This window comes from Parasaccharibacter sp. TMW2.1882 (assembly GCF_023337635.1).
Taxonomy (GTDB): Bacteria; Pseudomonadota; Alphaproteobacteria; order Acetobacterales; family Acetobacteraceae; genus Bombella; species Bombella apis.
In genome coordinates this window covers 104010-122349 of record NZ_NWUT01000003.1, presented here as the reverse complement: position 1 = coordinate 122349, position 18340 = coordinate 104010, and the positions used below count along the sequence as shown (strand labels likewise).

Below are 18340 nucleotides of genomic sequence, written 5' to 3'. Positions count from 1 at the left end.
GAGCAGTCATGTTCATCGAGAAATTCATCACATGGTGCTTTGGTCACCGCAAGGCCGTCGCTTTTCTTACCGCAGCTCTGTTCGTCACCGGAATGCTGGCGTGGAAACAGCTGCCCGTGGAGGCCTACCCGGACCTCGGCCCGGCCAGTGTTCTGGTCACCACGCAGGTCAACGGCCTTGCTGCCGAGGAGATGGAACATCAGGTCACCACGCCTGTCGAGCGTGAACTGGCAGCCGTCCCCGGTGTTGTGGAGAGCCGCTCCAGCACGACATTCGGCCTCTCGCTCATCACGCTCATCTTCAAGGATGGAGAGGACATCTACCGTGCCCGCCAGCTGGTGCAGAGCCAGCTTGACGGCCTCCAGCTGACAGGCGGTGCCCAGCCCTCCCTCGGCCCCATCTCCGGTGCCAGCGGAGAAATCTACCGCTACACGGTCGAGTCCGACGATCAGGACCTCATGACCATCTCCGACGTGCAGCGGTGGGAGATCATTCCCGCCCTCCAGCGGGTGCCCGGCGTGGTGAACATCGACAATTTCGGCGGTTTCACCCGGGAATATCAGCTGATCCTCGACCCCAACGCCCTCATCCGCTTTGGCATCAGCATCAGCGATGTGATGAACGCCATCCGCAACAGCAATGCCAATGCTGGTGGTGGCCGCGTCACCCGTGGTGAGCAGTCCTACATTATCCGTGGCGTGGGGCAGATCCACTCTCTGGAGGACATGCGCAACACCGTCATCGGCCATCATGATGGTGTTCCCATTTTCCTCTCCGAGCTGGGACGGATCGAATTCGGCCATCAGGTCCGGGAAGGGATGCTTGGGAAAAACGGCAATCCGGATACGATCGAAGGGGTCGTGACCATGCTGCGGGGCGCCAATCCCTCACAGGTGCTGGATGACCTGCACGCTGCCGTCGCCAAGCTCCAGACACAGCTCAAACCCAAACATATCCGCATTGTTCCGTATCTGGACCGTGACAACCTCGTAAAATCCACAACGGACAAGGTCAGCGAAACGATTCTTGAGGGGATCGGCCTCGTGCTGGTCATCCTGACCTTCTTCCTGGGCTCGCCCCGCAGTGCCGCCATCACGGCGGTGACCATTCCCTTTGCGCTGTCATTCGCCTTCATCCTCATGCGGGCCTGCGGCATGGCGGCCAACCTTTTCTCCCTCGGAGCCGTGGATTTTGGCGTGATCGTCGATGGAGCCATCGTCATCACCGAGGTCATCCTCCGCCACAGGGAGGAGCACCCCAACCTCCCGCTGAACCAGCCGGACATTCTTGCCATCACCCGCCGTGCGGGCCGGGCCATCTTCGCCTCCACCATCATCATCGTGGTGGCCTACAGTCCCCTCTTCGCCTTTGAAGGCAGCGAGGCCAAAATCTTCCGCCCCATGGCCTGGACAGTCAGCTTCGCCCTGCTGGGAGCGCTGCTCTGCGCCCTGGCCCTGACACCCACCATGTCCTTCCTGGCCCTGCGCAAGCCACGGCCCATCTGGCACAACAGGCCACTGGACTGGCTGCACAAATATTATGACGCCCTGCTCCGCCATCTGATTGATCACCCTGTCATCCCCTTCGTCAGTGCCGGACTGGCACTGGTGACCGTCATTGCCCTTGGGGTCACGACGGGCCGGGAGTTCCTGCCTGACCTTGATGAAGGGGCGCTGTGGCTCCAGGTGCAGATGCCAACGGGCATCTCACTGGAAAAAGGGCAGGAAAAGGCTTCGGAAATCCGTCGTGCGGTACGGGAGTTCCCGGAGACATCCTATGCCATAACGCAGCTTGGTCGCTCGGATGATGGTACGGACCCATGGACGCCCTCCCACATCGAAATGCCCGTTGGCCTGACGCCCTACAACCAGTGGGCCCACGGCGAGACCAAAGCCGAGTTCATCACGAAACTCCGGGCCCGCCTGAACAAGATCGCTGGCATTTCCTTCTCCATCAGCCAGCCGATCGAGGACAATCTCAGCGATCAGCTTGGCGGAGCGCACAGCCCGCTGGTCATGCGCATCTATGGGGACGACCTCTCGGGCCTGCGTACCCTTGGCAAGCAGGTCGTCCAGCAGCTCTGGCAGGTACCCGGCACCGTGCAGGCCGACATCTTCCAGGAACCCAAGATTCCACAGATTGCAATCACACCAGACCGGCTGAAAGCCGCCCGTTATGGCATCAGCATCAATGATGTAACGGATGTCATCAACAGCGCCATCGGCGATGCCCCGCTGACCAGCGTGATTGAGGGCGACCGCTTCTACAATGCGACCCTGCGCATCGACAACACGCAGCGTTCCAACCTCCAGCTTCTGGGCCAGATTCCCATGATTACGGGTGATGGCAGTGCCATCCCTCTGGCTGAAATTGCCCATATCCGTCTCCAGATGGGTGAAAGCAGCATCGCCCATGAGATGGGCGAGCGGCAGATCACCCTTCAGGTGGATAATGGCAACCGGCCCATGTCCCTCTACCTTGACGATGCCCAGAAGCTCATCGACCAGAACGTCCATTACGACCACCAGAAGTTCCGTCTGGAATGGGCCGGAACCTTCCAGGAGGCCCAGCACGCCCAGGTCCGCCTCGTGGCAGCCCTGGGCGTCATGTTCGCCGTCATGCTGGGGCTGCTCTATGCGGAGTTCCAGAAGTTCCGCCATGCGCTGCTCATCATCGGCATTGTGCCACTTGCCGCCCTGGGCGGGCTGATCGCCCTGCATCTACGGGCCGAAACACTGAACATTGCCACGGCGGTCGGCTTTATCGCCCTGTTTGGTGTGGCCATCCAGAACGGGATCATCATGGTATCCAACATCAACCGTCATCTTGGTGCTGGTGGCAACATACGGGAGGCCACCCGGCTGGGAGCAACCGAACGCTTCCGCCCCGTGCTGATGACAGCAACCGTGGCCAGCGTCGGGATGCTGCCCGCCGCTCTGGCCACAGGTGTGGGAACCGATGTGCAGCGTGGCCTGGCGACGGTCGTTGTCGGTGGGCTGGGCATTGCCACCCTGCTGACCCTCTTCATCCTGCCAGTCTGCTTCTGCCGTCTGGAAGAATGGGTCAGCCGCAGGACCAGCCAGAAAGAGCAGGAGGCCTGACATGAAACAGCATTCCACCCCCTGCATGAGGGGCCGTTCCTCCCGATTGCTGGCCAGTGTTCTTCTTGGCGGCATGGCTGCCGGGTTGGGGGGCTGCATTGTCGGCCCTTCCTCCAAGGACATTCCCCCCCTGCCAGAGAGGACAGGATACAGCCAGAAGAACATCACCCAGTCTGAAGCTGGACGGGACAGAAGCAGCGACAGCCTCCTCCACCGCCAGCAGTTCATCTCCGGGGCAGATGTTCCCGGCAGATGGTGGGAGGCCTTCCAGAATCCCCGTCTGAACCAGATGGTGGAGCTGGCCCTGACCAACAACCAGACATTGAAAGCCATGCAGGCTGGCCTGCGGGCGGCATGGGAGCAGCGCCGTGTTGAGGGTGCGTCACTCTATCCGAGCATTTCTGCCCAGTTCATTCCGACACGCAACAAGACCTCCAAGGCACTCTCGCCCGTGCCGAACAATAATGAATGGCTCTATAACCTGCACACGGCCCAGCTGAACATCGGCTATGTGCCCGATCTCTGGGGTGGCTCCCGCCTTGCCATTCGCAACGCCAAAGCCCAGGCGGATATCCAGCGCTTCCAGCTGGAGGCCACGACGCTGACGATGATCTCCAACATCGTCAACACGACCATCACCGAGGCGGGCCTCCGTGAGCAGATCCGTGCCAAGGAAGTTCTGATCGCCCAGCAGACAGCCATGGTCCGCATCAATCAGAATCAGGTCGGCCTGGGGGACCAGTCCCGCCAGAGCCAGCTCCTGCTGCGGGATTCGCTGGCGCAACTTCAGGCGGATCTACCTCCTCTCCGGACACAGCTTGCCCAGACCCGGGACCAGCTGGCCACTCTGGTGGGCCTCAGCCCCAATGCGGACCTGCCCATCTTCGAGCTGAAAGACTTCACCCTGCCGCATCAGCTGCCCGTCAGCCTGCCGGCCCAGCTCCTCCTGCAACGGCCTGACATCGCCTCTGCACAGGCGCAGATCCGCTCTGCCGGGGCGCAGCTCGGCATTGCCATTGCCAACCGCCTCCCCAATGTGCAGCTGAGTGCCCTGCCGGGCGAGGCTGTGGACAGCATGAGCAAGATGTTCAAGCCTGGAATGGGCAACTGGATGCTGGCTGCCACGGTCACCCAACCCATTTTCCAGGGAGGGTCACTGCTTCATGCCCAGCGGGAGGCCAAAGCCAATTACGAACAGGCCAAGGAATATTACAAGGCTGCCATCATGTCTGCCGTCAGCGATGTGGCAGACAGCCTCCATGCCGTAGAGCTGGATGGCAGCACACTTCTGGCCGACCAGAATGGGCTGGACGCCGCCACACAGGCCCTGCACATTGCAGAAGCCCAGCACAGGCTGGGGGACAACAGCCAGATTGACGTGGCACAGGCCCGCATGGCCGTGGCGCAGGACCAAATTTCCGTCGCACAGGACAAGGTCACCCGCCTTTCCGACACGGTCGGCCTGTTCCAGGCTCTCGGCGGGGGATGGTGGAACCGCAATGACCTCGGTGTCAGCCCGAAGGATGCCAAACGCCTCTCCACCACGCTTGTGCCGTGGTAAGCTGACGGCCGCCAAACCATCCAGACATGAAAAAGGCCGCTTCCTGACAGAGACGGAAGCGGCCTTTTCTTCAGCGGGGGAAATCTCAGGCCGAAAGCAGTTTCAGCACCCAGCCTTCTTCCTCCGGCGTGGCCTTCAGCGGTACGGCATTGGGCAGACGGACATTGATCTCCAGCCCCATGGCTGCCCGCAGCCCACGGAACAATGCCCCATGCGCCACGATCAGGGGGGCTCCCTCTCCAGCCTCCTGCGCCCTGTTGAGCGCCTGGACACCACGGGTCTTCAGCGTGAGGAAATCCTCACCCTTTTCCGGGACAAACGTGCCGTTGATCCATGTATTGTACCAGTCTCCCATCGGCTGGCCTTCCTGCACACCAAAGCTGACCTCCTGAAGGTCTGCATCCTTTATCAGCGGCAGATCAAGGCCCGTCCGATCCCGGATCGCATCCCGCACATGCTCGGCTGTGACGAAAGCCCGCTTGAGCGGAGAGCTTACGATATGCGTGAAGGGCCGCATCCCCGCCTCGAACAGGTCTGCCAGCTGGCGGCCTGCCAGGCGGGCCTGTGTCAGGCCGGTCTCATTCAGGGGAATATCCGTCCGCCCCTGGGAGAGATGGCGTGCATTCCAGTCCGTTTCACCATGACGGAGAAACCAGTACGGTTCTGCCCGAAGCTGTGTCATTTCCTGACCCTCCCCAAAATCCCGTCAGAGCGTGGCGGGACCTGTCTCATGCCCCTGGCCACGCAAAGCACCTCTCAATCAAAAAGATCTCAGTCAAAAAGAGTGGAGACCGAGCTTTCATCCGCCACGGCCCGGATGGCACGGCCCAGCAGATTGGCCGTAGGAATCTGCCGGATGTTGGACGTTGCCTTCAGCTCATCCGTCGCAGGGATGCTGTCTGTCAGGGTCAGCATGGAAAGCGGGCTGCTCTGCACCCGCTTGCAGGCATTGCCTGTCAGCACACCATGCGTCACATAGGCCTCCACCCCGGCAGCACCGTGCTTCATCAGGGCTTCAGCAGCATTGCAGAGAGACCCGCCGCTATCGATGATGTCATCCACCAGTACGCAGAAACGGCCGGACACATCGCCAATCACATTCATCACTTCAGACACACCAGCGCGCTCACGACGCTTGTCGATGATGGCCAGGTCCACATTCAGCCTGCGGGCCAGCTGACGGGCCCGCACCACCCCACCCACATCCGGCGAAACGATCATCAGTTTTCCCGGGTCCGGGTGACGGGAAATCAGGTCCCGCACAAAGAGCGGTGCTGCGTAGAGGTTGTCCGTGGGAATATCGAAAAAACCCTGAATCTGCATGGCATGCAGGTCCATCGTCAGGATGCGGTTGGCACCCGCTTCTGTCAGCAGATTGGCGACAAGCTTGGCACTGATGGGCGTGCGGGGACCGGACTTGCGGTCCTGCCGGGCATAGCCAAAATAAGGCATCACCGCCGTGACACGGCGTGCAGAGCCGCGCCGCAGGGCATCCAGCACGACAAGAAGTTCCATCAGATGATCATTGGTTGGCATGCAGGTGCTCTGAAGGACAAACATGTCCTCCCCACGCACGTTTTCCTGAATCTCGACAAACACCTCACCATCCGCAAAGCGGCGAATGGATGTCTTGCACAAAGGGATTTCAAGCTCATCAGCCACAGCCTGGGCCAGAGGCAGGTTACTGTTGCAGGCAACGATCTTCATGACGGGTACTTTTCATAGAAGGACGGTAAGATGCGGTTCAGCTCCTTCTATCAGCCCGCCCGATCAATGTCATGATTTTCCAGCAGACCTATTTCGGAACGATTAATTTACCACCTGTTTACCATGAAATGCCGTATGCTCTCCCGTCCACGCCCACAGGTCAGAACCGCCGGTACTGCCGCACATAACGATAGGCCTGTGTGATTTCCGCCGTCCGGCGGACAGCCTCCTGATAGACGTCCCCGCCAACATGGGCAAAACGGTCTGGATGGTGCTGCTTGACAAGCCGCCTGTAGGCACTGATGATCTCCTCATTGGAAGCCCCCTCGGAGACCTCCAGCACAACATGCCAGGCCCTGTCTGCGGGGGGCGCATTTCTGGCCCGCTGCCAGTCCCGCCGGGCTTGTTCACGCCGCCGCTCTGCCTCTTCCCTCTCCCAGGCTCTCTGCTGTTCCTGCCGCCGCCGCTTTCTGGCCGTCTCTGCCCTGTTCACCTGAAGCAGCAGACCGTGCACATGCACCGAACAACGCCGGAAATCCTGCCATGAACGGCCAGCCTCCAGCTCCTCCAGCACGTTCCGGGCGGTCTCGCCACCCATCGGCTGCACCAGCGCAGACAGAAACCGGAACGCCTCCCGCAGGCGCCGGGCCACGAGATGGTCCAGCAGAAGCTGACCATCAGCAAGAGCCAGCTCGCTGATCCAGCCAGCCCACATCATCCCGACCGCCTGATACGCTTCCTGCTCCCTGCTGGAGGCGAAGCCGGAAGGTGGCGGATCCGTCTCAGGTTCCGGTTTCTGCCGGGACGTCCGGCCTGTCTTTTCCGAGAACTGTTTCAGTGTTTTGGCATAGCGGTAGGCTTCGGTGATCTTCTTGCTTTTTACCACGGCTGCCTCGTAGGCAGCACCTCCCTCCTGCGCAAAGCGGTCCGGGTGATGCTGCTTCATCAACCGCCTGTATGAGGCCGTGATCTCCTCGGCAGAGGCCGTTGCAGAAACCTCCAGCACGATATGCCAGGGCTCATCCTCCGGTGGGGCGGAGCCGGACTGTCTGGCCCGGCGATAGGCCTGTGCCCGCTCCTGCTGCTCCTGCGCCGCCTCTTCCTCCCTGGACGGAAACTCTGACGACTGGGCGGAATCATCCTTCTTTTCTGCAGAGCGGAGGCCATTCACAATCAGGCCGACAAGCAAAAGAAGCAGCCCCTTCCAGCTGAACAGCCAGGTGATGAAGCTCCAGATCAACCGGACGAGCCTTACGGGCAAAAGAAGGATGAAGATCAACACGTGCCAGACGCCCGCCAGAACGGCCCCGCACATATGAATGACAGCCCCCAGCAACCAGAACGGCACGGACAGCAGGGAAAAAAGTCCCCCTGCCGTTTCATGATCCTCTGTCTGGGGAGATGCAGCCTCCTGCTGGGGAGCCGTACTGTCTGGAGACGGCGGGGATGGCTGAGGCCCGGCCGCACCGGCTGTTCCACTCTGCCGCAGGACGGACGCAACCGGTCCATCCCCGCCGACTGTGCCTGCCTCTGCCTGACGGGGTGCAGCACGTTCAGGTGGGGACGGAGAAGCCTCAGATGGGGCCGGAGCAACAGCCAGGTCCGGCATCAGCACCCTGGCATCATCATCTCCCAGAAATCCGTCCCGGCTGGGCTGCCCGGCCTGCTCCTGCCAGCGCAGGATGGCCCGCCGGGTCGCCTCGCCATATACGCCATCCGGCACGACGGCAGCCGGCAGAAAGCCGAGCGCCTGCAGTTTTCTTTGCAGGGCAATATGGGCATCAATCGGACGGGTCGCTTCCTCATGCGCACGACCTGTCAGGCGGGAGCGGTATCTGTCCGCAACCTGCGCCACAACCCGCTGGTAGCATTGGGCCTGGCTCTCTCCCTGCACACCCGCCGGTGAAAAACACGCCTGCAACGGTGCAAGATCATGGATCAGCTCCGCCTTCAGCTGGGGAAGACTGTAGGCCGCACTCTGATGGCGCAGGGCATAATAGGCCTGATCCAGAACCAGTTCACTTCTGGCTGAATCAGAATCCGAACAGAGAAGAACCTGTCCCGGTTCGTTCCTGTCCATCCGGCTACAGTCAAAGTCAGGATGATAAACGTCGGCCAATACAGACTGACAATGCACAACGACCCATGAAACCAGTAGACATTTCAGAAAAATGGAACGCATGACAGGCCAGCAAATATCAATCTGCAACCTGTATAAGTTGGTTGATACACCCTGTCCATTCGAGGAAACGTCTATCCTGTGCGGGATTTCAGAGAAACGGGGACACTCCCTGTAGCAGGAAATGTCCCCGTTCCGTCTGTTCCCAGAAAGGCTGGGCTGCCATCATCTGGGGGCACTGCCCTCCGGCTCCGGCCCTGCAACGAATTTTTTCATGCCATCCTTCTCACGGGACGCATCCCCGCCAATATCGGACGGAGCCGTCGCCGCCTTGCGAGACCGGCCTGAATAGTTGGTAACGATGGTCTTCACCGCTTCGGCAGCCTCCTGCGCCGCAGCACCGGCCACATCAGCCCATGGGCCATCCAGAGAATGTGCGGGAACATCATGAACCTGAGTGGCCGCCCCGGCCTCCACGCCCTGTGGGGTTGTCACGTGCCAGACGATGGTAACCTGCTGTTTCGGCCCCTCTCCCGGCGGAGGAGCATCCGGTGAAGGCTTGATGCTGACCACGGTCTTCACGATGTAATCCGCCCCAGTGCGTGTGGTCTGCACACTGTTGTGGCTGTCCGGCAGCATCATGTAGAACGCCTCGGCCAGAGACTTGTTGCCATCACCCGGGGCGCCCTGTACCCCCTCGAAACAGATGCGGGCCGAACGGTGCATGAGACTCTGCGGGTCATCCATCATCATGCGGGTCTGTATCTCTGTCAGCTCACGGGCGATTTCCGGGGCCATCTGGAGGGCCACCGTGTTCAGGGCCGCCGGGTCGGCGCTGCGCCAGCCTTCCTCATCAATCACGGCACCAAAGCCACGGGCCTTCACCTTGCCATCCGGCCCGACAATCGCATAGCGGGGGCGGATACCCCCATTCTCCGCCCGGACAGCCCCCAGCCTGACCCACCAGTCCCCCGGCTCCGGCACCTTCGCCACGGCAGGAATGGATTGCCCCACCAGGGCGATCACGACATCCCGTGCCCACATGGCCGTAGGTGCCCGCCATGGCGCTTTCTCTGGCACGGGAACAGGCACGGCCAGCCGGGCAGGCGGAATGTTGTCCCTGACAAGATGCTGGGCCTGATTGCCCGGATTATGGGCAAATGGCTTGTACACCTGCAGGCACCCCCCCAGTCCGAGGAGAGGCACACACAGCCCTGAGAGCAGCAGCTTACGACAGAAGCGCATGAACAGCCCACTTTCCCTGCAATATTTCTGGACAAGAGCCGACCGGACCCGACCGGCAGGCCCCGCAACTTAACGCCCTTTCCCTCTCCTGACCACAGGGGGAGCGCTGGCCAGAGCCCCTAATGGCGGATCAGCATGTAATGGATCGTCACATCCAGATCAAAATGGTCACCCTGCATGTCCGGCGGAACGGGAGGGAGCTGCGCCCCCTGGAACATGCCTGTCGTGGCGGCATCCAGCGCATAAGAGTTTGATGAATCCGTCAGCCGCACACGGATGACCTTCCCGCTCCTGTCAATCACTACATGGACGGAGGATGGCCCCTCCTCCCCGTTCTGCACAGCCTCATCGGGGTAGAACATGTGGTTCCGCACCCAACGGTCAATCTCGCTCCCATAATCGGAGCTGACACCCCGGACGCTGCTGCTCGTCTTGTACGGCGCATTGATCTGCCCATTCAGGCTGAGCGGCCCGAGAGAGAAATCGACCGGCCCCCGTGTCCCCCCATGGCGCCCCCGCTTGTGAGGATGCAAGGCTGGCTCACCATCAAAGGACAGATCCATCGGGTGAGCGAAAGGGTTTGTCTCGCTCTGCCGGGTCATACGCTGATGCGTCGGGGTTGCCCGGCTCCGGCGGGGGCGACGGGGAGCCGCCCTGGAGAGCGGCTTTTCCGACATCTCCGCACGGGTCAGCTCCCCGGTAGGTGAGGGGGCCGTCGGCGGGGAAGACGGCGTGTGAGGCGTCGGCTCCATCGGGGCTGGGGTTGCCTCCTCCGGCGTGGTCGGCGCCGGAGCGCTGGCCGCACCACCAACCTCATGTGTCGGCTCCCCCTTCATGCTGTGCTTTGCCGGAGGGGCATCAAACACCATCTCCACCTGCGGCTGCTGTGCACCATTTGGCGTACCATGCACGGCAGCGCTGGTCTGCATCATCAGCCAGAGGGCAATGCCATGGACACTGGCCGCCAGAAACAGCGGCCCGAACAGTGGTGGATCGACCAGAACCTGCGTCCGCCGCATGGGGGTGCGCGCTTCAGTCCGCAACCCGGCCACGGGTTCGGCATGATCTCCCAGCCGCTCCCGGCGCCTCTGCAAAGGGGCGTCCTGCATCGTCACGGGCGGAAAACCCGCTGGCAAAAAGAGGGGCGCAGACTGATAAGGATCATGACCCCTCCCTTGTGCCTCAAAAAGGGCCATATTGTCATCACCGGAAAAGTGCCCCACCGCTACTTTTGTGTAACCCCCTTCCACCACCATCAGCCCCATGAAGAAAGTCCGTTCCATGCATCCACCTGCCTGCCTTGCCCGGGATGCCGATCTGGCAGCCTTCATCGCCACCGTCGGCCCCTGCCGCCTGCACGAACAGGCTGCGCCAGACCCGCAGACAGTCGATCCCTATGCCTCACTCATCAAGGCTGTGACGGGCCAGCAGCTCCACAATGCTGCGGCCAGGACCATCTTCAGGCGTCTCTGCACCCTTGGGGCCGACCATGACGAAAACGGGCCGCCCCCTGCACCACAGGAACTTCTGGCCCTTGATGATGCCACCCTGCGCCGCTGCGGCCTTTCCGCCACCAAGGCCGCCAGCCTGCGGGCCATCGCCCGGGGGCGGCTGGACGGGCTGGTACCCAGCCTCGCTGAAGCCCGCCAGCTGGATGACGCCACACTGATAAAACAGCTGACAGCCCTGCGTGGCGTGGGACAATGGACAGTCGAAATGCTGCTCATCTTCCATCTCAACAGACCGGATGTCCTGCCAGCGGGCGATCTTGGCGTTCAGGAAGGATGGAAGAGGCTGAAAAAACTGCCTGTCCGCCCCACACCCCGCCAGCTGCGGGACGCCACGATGGGCTTCAGTCCCCATCGCTCCACACTGGCATGGTACTGCTGGCAGGCCAAAGCCCGCCTGCCTGATCCCGCTCCACCCAGCAAAAAACCTTGACGTCCCACCTCCGTGCCCGCACATAATGCGCCGTCATGACGGAGCTGCAGGCCAGGCCTCTCCAGAGCTGGCCCGTGGCCCACACAGTTTCTACCCACTTCCTGCAAGGGATATTCATGCCTAAAGAAGACCTGATCGAATTTACCGGCACGGTGACTGAGCTTCTGCCCAATGCCATGTTCCGCGTCACGCTGGACAATGAGCACACCATTCTCGCCCATACGAGCGGCAAGATGCGCAAGAATCGCATCCGCGTGCTGGCCGGTGACCGGGTCAATGTCGAGATGACCCCTTACGACCTCAGCAAGGGTCGCATCACCTTCCGCTTCAAGTAAGACAGCGGAAGACAGGACCATCTCTTCCCTCATGGCTGATTCCTCCCGGCCCGCCCTCATCCTGGCCTCTGCCTCGCCCCGCCGCATCGCCCTGCTCCGCCAGATCGGGGTGGAGCCGGATGCTGTCTGCCCGGCAGACCTGGATGAAACCCCGCAGAAGGACGAACTTCCCCGTCCCCATGCGCTGCGGCTGGCCCGGGCCAAGGCGGCCCATGTCGCCGCCCGCCATGATGGTCCCGCCCTCATCATCGGGGCGGACACGGTCGTGGCGGCCGGGCGGCGCATCCTGCCCAAAGCAGAAGATGCCGAGACAGCCCGCCGCTGCCTCACCCTTCTCTCCGGCCGCCGCCACAAGGTTTTCACCGCCGTGGTCTGCCAGCCGACAGCAGACTGGACCGAAGGCCGCTACTGCGAGCGTGTGGTGGAAAGCCACGTCATCTTCAATCGCCTGACACCCCGGCAGATTGACGCCCTCATCGAAGGGGAAGACTGGCACGGCAAGGCTGGTGGCTATGGCCTTCAGGGGCAGGCGGCCGCCTTCATCCGACAGGTCGGGGGAAGCCCCTCTGGCGTGATCGGCCTGCCCCTGTTCGAGACCGCCCAGCTGCTCCGGGGTCAGCCCCTGCCCGCCGGACAGCACTGGCTGCGCTGACACGGCATGGAAATCCGTCTTGCCAGTGCGCCCGGAGAAATCCGCATCGCCCTGCTGAAGGACGATGCGCTGCTGGATGCTGCCCTCTGGCGGCCCGGTGCGCCGGATGGCTGGGGGGATGTCCATATCGTCCGCATCACCGCCCATGCGCCAGCCCTGGGCGGGGCTTTCGTCGAGCTGGCCAGTCCAGCCTGTACGGGCTTCATGAAAGGGCGCAAACTCCCTCCCGAAGGCAGTCTCGTCCGTGCCCAGGTGACCCGTTCGGCACAGAATGGCAAGGGCCTGCGCCTGCGTGCCCTCCCATGGCCGGAGGACATGGAGGCCGGAACCGCCCCCCGCCGTCTCACATCCGGTCCCACGCCACTGGATGAGATTCTGGGGCTGGCCCCATCAGACTGCCCCATCCTGACCGACAGTGCCGCCCTGGCGGCCCGGTTGCCGTCCCATCTTCATGCCCGCCTGCACCGGGTAAGCCGCAGCTTTGATGAGGTTCTGGAGGCCGACTGGGCCGCCCTGACCAGCCCGGATGCCCAGGTCGGACCGCTGACAGCCCATATCACGCCCACCCATGCCCTCACCGCCATTGATCTGGACGCCCATCAGACCCCGGACTTTGCCGCCAATCTGGCCTGTTTCGGCCCACTCCTGCGGGAAATCCGGCTGCGCAATCTCTCCGGTACCATCCTGATCGACCCGGCAGGTGTCCGCAGCAGCAAACGGCCCGCCCTTGTCCCGTTCCTCCGCAAGGCAGCGGACAGGGAGCAGGACCCGCTCCAGCCCCGCATCACCGGCATCACGCCCGGTGGCCTGCTGGAAATGACCCGCCCCCGCCATCGGGCCCCGCTGCATGAGCTGTACGCCTCACCCCACGGGCAAGGGCTGGCCATCCTCCAGCGCATCGCCAGTGAGGGGCTGAAGGGCGACCGGCTCCACGCACCACCAGCCATCATCCAGGCACTTGAAGCCGATTCCGGGGCGCTGGAAGACCTCTTCCATCTCACAGGCCATCGCCTTACCCTCCTCAGTCATCCCGTGTCTCCATCATCCTGCTGGAGTCTCTCATGAGCTGCCCGATCTGCCAGAAACCCACCATGCCCGCCTTCCGCCCGTTCTGCTCCCAGCACTGCGCTGATGTGGACCTTGGCCGTTGGTTCAAGGGGGATTACCGTGTGCCGTCCCTGCGGCAGGACAACGACCCGGAAGAACTGGAAGCCGAGGCCGCACGGCTGGCGGAGGAAACCTCCCGCCACAGGCCCTGATCCCGGGGGCCATAACCCGCTGAATCAGCCCGCTGATCCGTGCATTTTCTTCTGCAAAGAGGGTTGATAACCCGCCCTGCATAGGGTAAACCCCTCTCCATAGCCGGGTGGCCCTGCTGCCATGGCCCGGTGCCCAAGTAGCTCAGTTGGTAGAGCATGCGACTGAAAATCGCAGTGTCGGTGGTTCGATCCCGCCCTTGGGCACCATTTTTTTCCCCTGAAAAACTGGCTGACGTCCGCCACAAAGCGCCTCTTCTCCCATGGCGTGGCAGGACCTCCGTGCGAAATGCCTTTTCCTCCGTCCGGCACAGGCTTACCCTGTGCACACGGGGGCGAGTCCGCTCGTCCGTGCCCAAGGGAAGGATATCATATGACCACGACTCCCTATCCTACTGTCACACTCAGAAACGGCATCACGCTTCCAGCGCTCGGCATGGGCACATGGCGTATGGGCGATGATGCAGCCCTGCGGGCCCACGAAGTCCACAGCCTGCAGAGCGGGCTGGATTCTGGCCTCAGAATCATCGATACGGCAGAAATGTACGGCCATGGCCGCTCAGAAGAGGTGGTCGGCGAAGCCCTGCGGGGGCGAAGGGATCAGGCATTTCTCATCAGCAAGGTCCTGCCGGGCAATGCCACCTCCAGAGGAACGATAGAAGCCTGCGAACGCTCGCTGAGACATCTCAACACGGACCATCTGGACCTTTATCTCCTGCACTGGCCCGGTTCCACTCCCTTCACTGAAACACTCTACGCCTTTGAAACACTGAAGGAACGGGGGCTGATCCGGGACTGGGGGGTTTCCAATTTCGATACGGCCGACATGAACGATCTGGCTGAGCTGGGAGCCTATCCTCTCGTCAACCAGATTCTCTACAGCCTGGAATATCGTGGCACGGAGTATGACCTGCTGCCACGGGACGAACAGGCGCACATCACCAGCATGGCCTATTGCCCGATCGGCCAAGGGGGCGAGCTGCTGCATCACCCTGCCCTGCGGGCCATTGCCCACCAGCATGAAACCAGCCTCGGCCGCGCCACACCGGCGCAGATTGCCCTGGCATGGGTGCTGCGTCGCAGGAACATGATCGCCATTCCCAAAGCCGGCACGCCCCATCATCAGGCCCTCAACATCGCCGCTCAGGAAATCCGGCTCTCCCATGACGATCTGGCAGCCCTTGATGCAGCCTTCCCGCCACCTGATGGCAAGGAAACGCTGGCTGTCATCTGACAGAAACGGCGCCCCTCCCACCTTCGGGGCAGAGAGGGGCGCCAGAACAAAGGGCCGTTACCCCTGTTCCATGCGGTCCATCGTCTGCCGCAGGGGATACAGAGCCATCTGATGAATGACGGCTGCCGCATTGGTGACCTGGAAACTCAGCGTCTCCAGAGGGTTGGCCGGATAGATCAGAGCCGTGCCGACGGACATGCCCTCATTGGCGAAGACCTCCAGCGTACAGGCATCCAGCACGATCCGCAGGTTGAAACGGCGGCTGCCCGGGACAAGGGCAGAAGAGAAGGTGCCCGTGAAGAAGGGATGGGTAAAGCCATGCAGGTTGCTCCTGTCCAGCCAGAGCTGGCAGGAGAAACCATCAAAACCGATGCTCAGGCTCTCTCCCTGATGGTTGGAGAAGGCCACGACAAAACGTCCGGCACGCCCATGGTCTCCATCTGGCAGGGTACTGCCCCGGTCTTCCAGAGAGACATCCAGCAGCAGCTCCACGGCCTCGCCGGTAGGCAGAGACACCTGCCGACTGCTCTGGGGCTCCAGACGGGACAGGGTGAATGGGATGGCAGGACGCCGCAGGGCCTCCAGAGCATAAGGAGTCTGGGCGATACGCAGCCAGCCTGACGTGTCACGTCGCAGCACAACCTTGCGAGGAATGGTCATGACGCCACGCCAGCTTTTGTTGGGCAGCTCCTCACAATATTGCCAGTTGTCCAGCCAGGCGACATAGACCGTCTGGTTGCCCGGCATGTTCTCGTAAGTCTGGAGGGCGTAGCTGTCCTTGCCGAAATCTGTCAGATCCACGATCGTATCATCCGGCGTGAAGCGCTCACCATCGAACTGGCCGACAAAATACTGCGTGATGCTGCCCCCCTGCGGTCCACCGGGATTGATGGACACGAACAGGACCCAGCGTTTTTCACCGGGCGTCTCACCTTCCACCTCTACCTCGGCCAGCCCCGGACATTCATAATCCACGCCAGTAATGCCAGATGGGCCAAAATCGCTCAGATGCATCCAGTGTTTCAGGTCGAATGACCCATAAAAGGACACCTTGTGCTCCCGGGAGCGCACCACGACCATGACCCATTTTTCAGTCGGGGCATGCCAGAACACCTTGGGGTCACGGAAGGAATTGTGCCCGATATCCAGCACCGGGTTCCCTTCATAATCCTTCAGCGTCTGCCCTCCGTCAGGGCTCCAGGCGATATACTGTGTCTGCCGCTGCGGCGTTGCCCGTGTATAGATGGCGACCAGGCCACCCGCCATTGGCGGCAGGGCCGGAGACATGGGGACGGGTGACTGCTCGCGGGAGACAGGATCATCCCCCAGCTCCTTCAGCAGGCTGGGGGAGGAATTCGCCCCTTTCAGAAGATCGTGCGACTGCCTGTCCACAAGGCGCCGTGCCTGCTCATCCTCCGGCAGTGACGGAAAAAGCTGGGCGGCCTTCTGGGCAGCTGTCTCGACCGACCCCGGCTGAGGCTTGTCCTGCGTGCGGGGCGGAAACAGACCAGAACGGTTGTCCCTGTCCAGCACGGCACAGCCGCTGTAGGCCTCTCCGGCTTCCGTCTCCCGAATCGCAATCGGCAGATCCTGCCATGTGTAGAGGTCCGTGCTGACGGCATGGCCCCAGTGCACATGGCCTGCATAAGGCCCAAATGGATTGTACTGGTAATAGAGATGGTAATAGCGTCCATCAAAGATCAGCCCGTTCGGATCATTCATGAACCCGGTGGAGGGTGAAAAATGGATGCGGGGGCGGTACTGCTTGTCGGCCAGTGTCTCATGCACGGGCTGCGGAGCCGCCGCCGCCGCATTGCCCGGCTCGGCATGGGCATTGTTGGGCTGTGCCGGTGCGGCGCTGCCTCCACCCCCAACGGCTGCACGGGCTCTGCCATTGCCCAGAAGGGCACCTGCCGCCAGAAATGATCCCAGAACCATACGTCGATTGACGGTCATCCTCTGACCCCCCTCTCTACGATCTGATGGAGATGGCCCTGTCCGAAGGCCTGCCGGGAAAATGCCTCTTTCCAGCCCTCTCTGGCAAGCCATTCCTTGACCGTGACACGGAACGGACATCTTTCCCTGGTGCCACGCATTGGCAGCCCGAACCTTCTGTTTTACCGTCCCTCTGTACCAGCGGCCCCATACAGGGCACGCTTTCGCCACCATGATGCCACAGCCTTGCAGGGACACCGCCCGATGAAACGCCTTGATCCTTTCCTGATGTGCCTGATCGGCGCTGTTCTGCTGGCCTCCTTCCTGCCCTGCCCTGTTGTGTGGCAGCCCTGGCTCTCCCGCCTGACATCACTGCTCATCATGCTGATGTTCTTCTTCCAGGGGGCCAAGCTGAAACGCCGTGCATTGCTCGACAGCGTGAAAAACTGGCGGTTGCAGGGCTGCACGCTGCTCATCACCTTTGCCGTGTTCCCCCTGCTCGGGGCAGGCATGTACTGGCTTGCCTACCGGCTGTCCTCCACCGGTTTTCTGGGGCCGGACCTCTGGGCCGGGATGCTGTTCCTCTGCTGCCTGCCCTCCACCATACAGTCCTCCATTGCCCTGACCTCCATGGCCCGGGGCAACGTCCCGGCCGCCATCTGTGCGGCCACGGTCTCGAACATTCTGGGCATCCTCATCACCCCCCTGCTCTGTGGCCTTTTCTTTGATCACGGCAGCAGTGGCGGGTCTGGTCTTCAGACCATCCTGAACGTGGCAGAAGAACTGCTCCTGCCCTTCATTCTGGGCCAGTGCGTGCAACGCTGGCTGGGGCCGGTTGTCCACCGCCACAAGTTTCTCATCTCATGCAGTGACCGTGGCTCAATCATCGTGCTGGTCTATTCCGCCTTCAGTGCAGCGGTGCTTCAGGGGCTGTGGCATCGCATTCCGCTCATCCTGCTGGCCGGTGTCGGGGTGGCGGATGCCCTGCTGCTCGCCCTGGCCCTCGGGCTCACCTATCTGCTGGGCCGAATGATGGGCCAGAGCATCGAGGATGACATCACGTTACAGTTCTGCGGCTCCAAGAAGGCCCTGACATCCGGCGTGACCATGGCCAGCGTCATCTTTCCCGGTTCGGCCGGAATCATCGTCCTGCCGCTGATGATCTTCCACCAGCTCCAGCTCTTTGTCTGCACCGTCATTGCCCGCCATTATGCGCAACGCCCCCAGCAACCGCACGAAACCTGACCAGCTCCA

General features: G+C 61.9%; 15 protein-coding genes and 1 tRNA gene. 10 read left to right on the top strand and 6 right to left on the bottom strand.

Annotated features, from left to right (window positions below; genetic code table 11):
- Positions 1–8 precede the first annotated feature (8 nt).
- Together CO583_RS08135 and CO583_RS08130 are read left to right on the top strand one after the other, a co-directional pair.
- Positions 9–3101, top strand: a complete 3093-nt coding sequence (locus CO583_RS08135) for an efflux RND transporter permease subunit (protein ID WP_103765654.1) — start codon at positions 9–11, stop codon at positions 3099–3101.
- A 1-nt stretch (position 3102) separates the two neighbouring features.
- Positions 3103–4662: an efflux transporter outer membrane subunit gene (locus tag CO583_RS08130; protein WP_248630739.1), complete on the top strand. Its 1560-nt coding sequence runs from the start codon at positions 3103–3105 to the stop codon at positions 4660–4662.
- Positions 4663–4747: 85 nt separating this feature from the next.
- Here the strand turns inward: CO583_RS08130 and CO583_RS08125 are convergent, their stop codons facing one another.
- The 5 genes from CO583_RS08125 to CO583_RS08105 all read right to left on the bottom strand — a co-directional run bounded on the left by CO583_RS08125 (position 4748) and on the right by CO583_RS08105 (position 11016).
- Positions 4748–5344, bottom strand: coding sequence for a histidine phosphatase family protein (locus CO583_RS08125; protein ID WP_043559071.1), 597 nt, complete (start codon positions 5342–5344; stop codon positions 4748–4750).
- Positions 5345–5433: 89 nt separating this feature from the next.
- Entirely contained in the window at positions 5434–6369 is a 936-nt protein-coding gene (locus CO583_RS08120; RefSeq protein ID WP_043559073.1) for a ribose-phosphate pyrophosphokinase, read from the bottom strand.
- 160 nt (positions 6370–6529) lie between these two features.
- On the bottom strand, positions 6530–8488 hold the full coding sequence (locus CO583_RS08115; RefSeq protein ID WP_248630738.1) for a DnaJ domain-containing protein: 1959 nt from the start codon (positions 8486–8488) through the stop codon (positions 6530–6532).
- Positions 8489–8713: 225 nt separating this feature from the next.
- Complete coding sequence (locus CO583_RS08110) at positions 8714–9733, bottom strand: hypothetical protein (protein WP_193599751.1); 1020 nt, start codon at positions 9731–9733, stop codon at positions 8714–8716.
- 119 nt (positions 9734–9852) lie between these two features.
- The gene (locus tag CO583_RS08105; RefSeq protein WP_227449735.1) at positions 9853–11016 is read right to left on the bottom strand and encodes an energy transducer TonB; all 1164 of its coding nucleotides are present in this window, start codon (positions 11014–11016) and stop codon (positions 9853–9855) included.
- On the opposite strand from CO583_RS08105, the gene CO583_RS08100 reads away from it, so the two are divergent.
- The 7 genes from CO583_RS08100 to CO583_RS08070 all read left to right on the top strand — a co-directional run bounded on the left by CO583_RS08100 (position 11015) and on the right by CO583_RS08070 (position 15151).
- A complete protein-coding gene (locus tag CO583_RS08100) occupies positions 11015–11674 on the top strand; it encodes a DNA-3-methyladenine glycosylase (RefSeq protein WP_248630737.1) in 660 nt (219 codons plus the stop codon). The two genes, CO583_RS08105 and CO583_RS08100, sit on opposite strands and share 2 nt — an antisense overlap.
- 116 nt (positions 11675–11790) lie before the next feature.
- The gene (infA, locus tag CO583_RS08095) at positions 11791–12009 is read left to right on the top strand and encodes a translation initiation factor IF-1 (protein ID WP_043559458.1); all 219 of its coding nucleotides are present in this window, start codon (positions 11791–11793) and stop codon (positions 12007–12009) included.
- Between the two features lie 31 nt (positions 12010–12040).
- Positions 12041–12661 carry a nucleoside triphosphate pyrophosphatase gene (locus CO583_RS08090; protein ID WP_248630736.1) on the top strand — a complete coding sequence of 207 codons (621 nt, stop codon included), beginning with the start codon at positions 12041–12043 and terminating at the stop codon, positions 12659–12661.
- Between the two features lie 6 nt (positions 12662–12667).
- The gene (locus CO583_RS08085; protein ID WP_103765658.1) at positions 12668–13726 is read left to right on the top strand and encodes a ribonuclease E/G; all 1059 of its coding nucleotides are present in this window, start codon (positions 12668–12670) and stop codon (positions 13724–13726) included.
- Entirely contained in the window at positions 13723–13920 is a 198-nt protein-coding gene (locus CO583_RS08080; protein WP_043559082.1) for a DNA gyrase inhibitor YacG, read from the top strand. Before CO583_RS08085 ends, CO583_RS08080 begins: the two co-directional genes overlap by 4 nt.
- 131 nt (positions 13921–14051) lie before the next feature.
- A tRNA-Phe gene (locus CO583_RS08075) sits at positions 14052–14127 on the top strand.
- Between the two features lie 163 nt (positions 14128–14290).
- Positions 14291–15151, top strand: coding sequence for an aldo/keto reductase (locus CO583_RS08070; protein ID WP_192848685.1), 861 nt, complete (start codon positions 14291–14293; stop codon positions 15149–15151).
- A 57-nt stretch (positions 15152–15208) separates the two neighbouring features.
- Here the strand turns inward: CO583_RS08070 and CO583_RS08065 are convergent, their stop codons facing one another.
- Positions 15209–17107, bottom strand: a complete 1899-nt coding sequence (locus tag CO583_RS08065) for a glycoside hydrolase family 32 protein (RefSeq protein ID WP_081562421.1) — start codon at positions 17105–17107, stop codon at positions 15209–15211.
- 243 nt (positions 17108–17350) lie between these two features.
- On the opposite strand from CO583_RS08065, the gene CO583_RS08060 reads away from it, so the two are divergent.
- Positions 17351–18331, top strand: a complete 981-nt coding sequence (locus tag CO583_RS08060; RefSeq protein WP_043559087.1) for a bile acid:sodium symporter family protein — start codon at positions 17351–17353, stop codon at positions 18329–18331.
- Positions 18332–18340: the final 9 nt, after the last annotated feature.

Excerpts from the sequence above, each read along its gene's own strand:
- CO583_RS08135 (WP_103765654.1), top strand. The coding sequence starts at position 9 with ATGTTCATCGAGAAATTCATCACATGGTGCTTTGGTCACCGCAAGGCC.
- CO583_RS08130 (WP_248630739.1), top strand. The coding sequence starts at position 3,103 with ATGAAACAGCATTCCACCCCCTGCATGAGGGGCCGTTCCTCCCGATTG.
- CO583_RS08125 (WP_043559071.1), bottom strand. The coding sequence starts at position 5,344 with ATGACACAGCTTCGGGCAGAACCGTACTGGTTTCTCCGTCATGGTGAA.
- CO583_RS08120 (WP_043559073.1), bottom strand. The coding sequence starts at position 6,369 with ATGAAGATCGTTGCCTGCAACAGTAACCTGCCTCTGGCCCAGGCTGTG.
- CO583_RS08110 (WP_193599751.1), bottom strand. The coding sequence starts at position 9,733 with ATGCGCTTCTGTCGTAAGCTGCTGCTCTCAGGGCTGTGTGTGCCTCTC.
- CO583_RS08100 (WP_248630737.1), top strand. The coding sequence starts at position 11,015 with ATGCATCCACCTGCCTGCCTTGCCCGGGATGCCGATCTGGCAGCCTTC.
- CO583_RS08105 (WP_227449735.1), bottom strand. The coding sequence starts at position 11,016 with ATGGAACGGACTTTCTTCATGGGGCTGATGGTGGTGGAAGGGGGTTAC.
- infA (WP_043559458.1), top strand. The coding sequence starts at position 11,791 with ATGCCTAAAGAAGACCTGATCGAATTTACCGGCACGGTGACTGAGCTT.
- CO583_RS08090 (WP_248630736.1), top strand. The coding sequence starts at position 12,041 with ATGGCTGATTCCTCCCGGCCCGCCCTCATCCTGGCCTCTGCCTCGCCC.
- CO583_RS08085 (WP_103765658.1), top strand. The coding sequence starts at position 12,668 with ATGGAAATCCGTCTTGCCAGTGCGCCCGGAGAAATCCGCATCGCCCTG.
- CO583_RS08080 (WP_043559082.1), top strand. The coding sequence starts at position 13,723 with ATGAGCTGCCCGATCTGCCAGAAACCCACCATGCCCGCCTTCCGCCCG.
- CO583_RS08070 (WP_192848685.1), top strand. The coding sequence starts at position 14,291 with ATGACCACGACTCCCTATCCTACTGTCACACTCAGAAACGGCATCACG.
- CO583_RS08065 (WP_081562421.1), bottom strand. The coding sequence starts at position 17,107 with ATGACCGTCAATCGACGTATGGTTCTGGGATCATTTCTGGCGGCAGGT.
- CO583_RS08060 (WP_043559087.1), top strand. The coding sequence starts at position 17,351 with ATGAAACGCCTTGATCCTTTCCTGATGTGCCTGATCGGCGCTGTTCTG.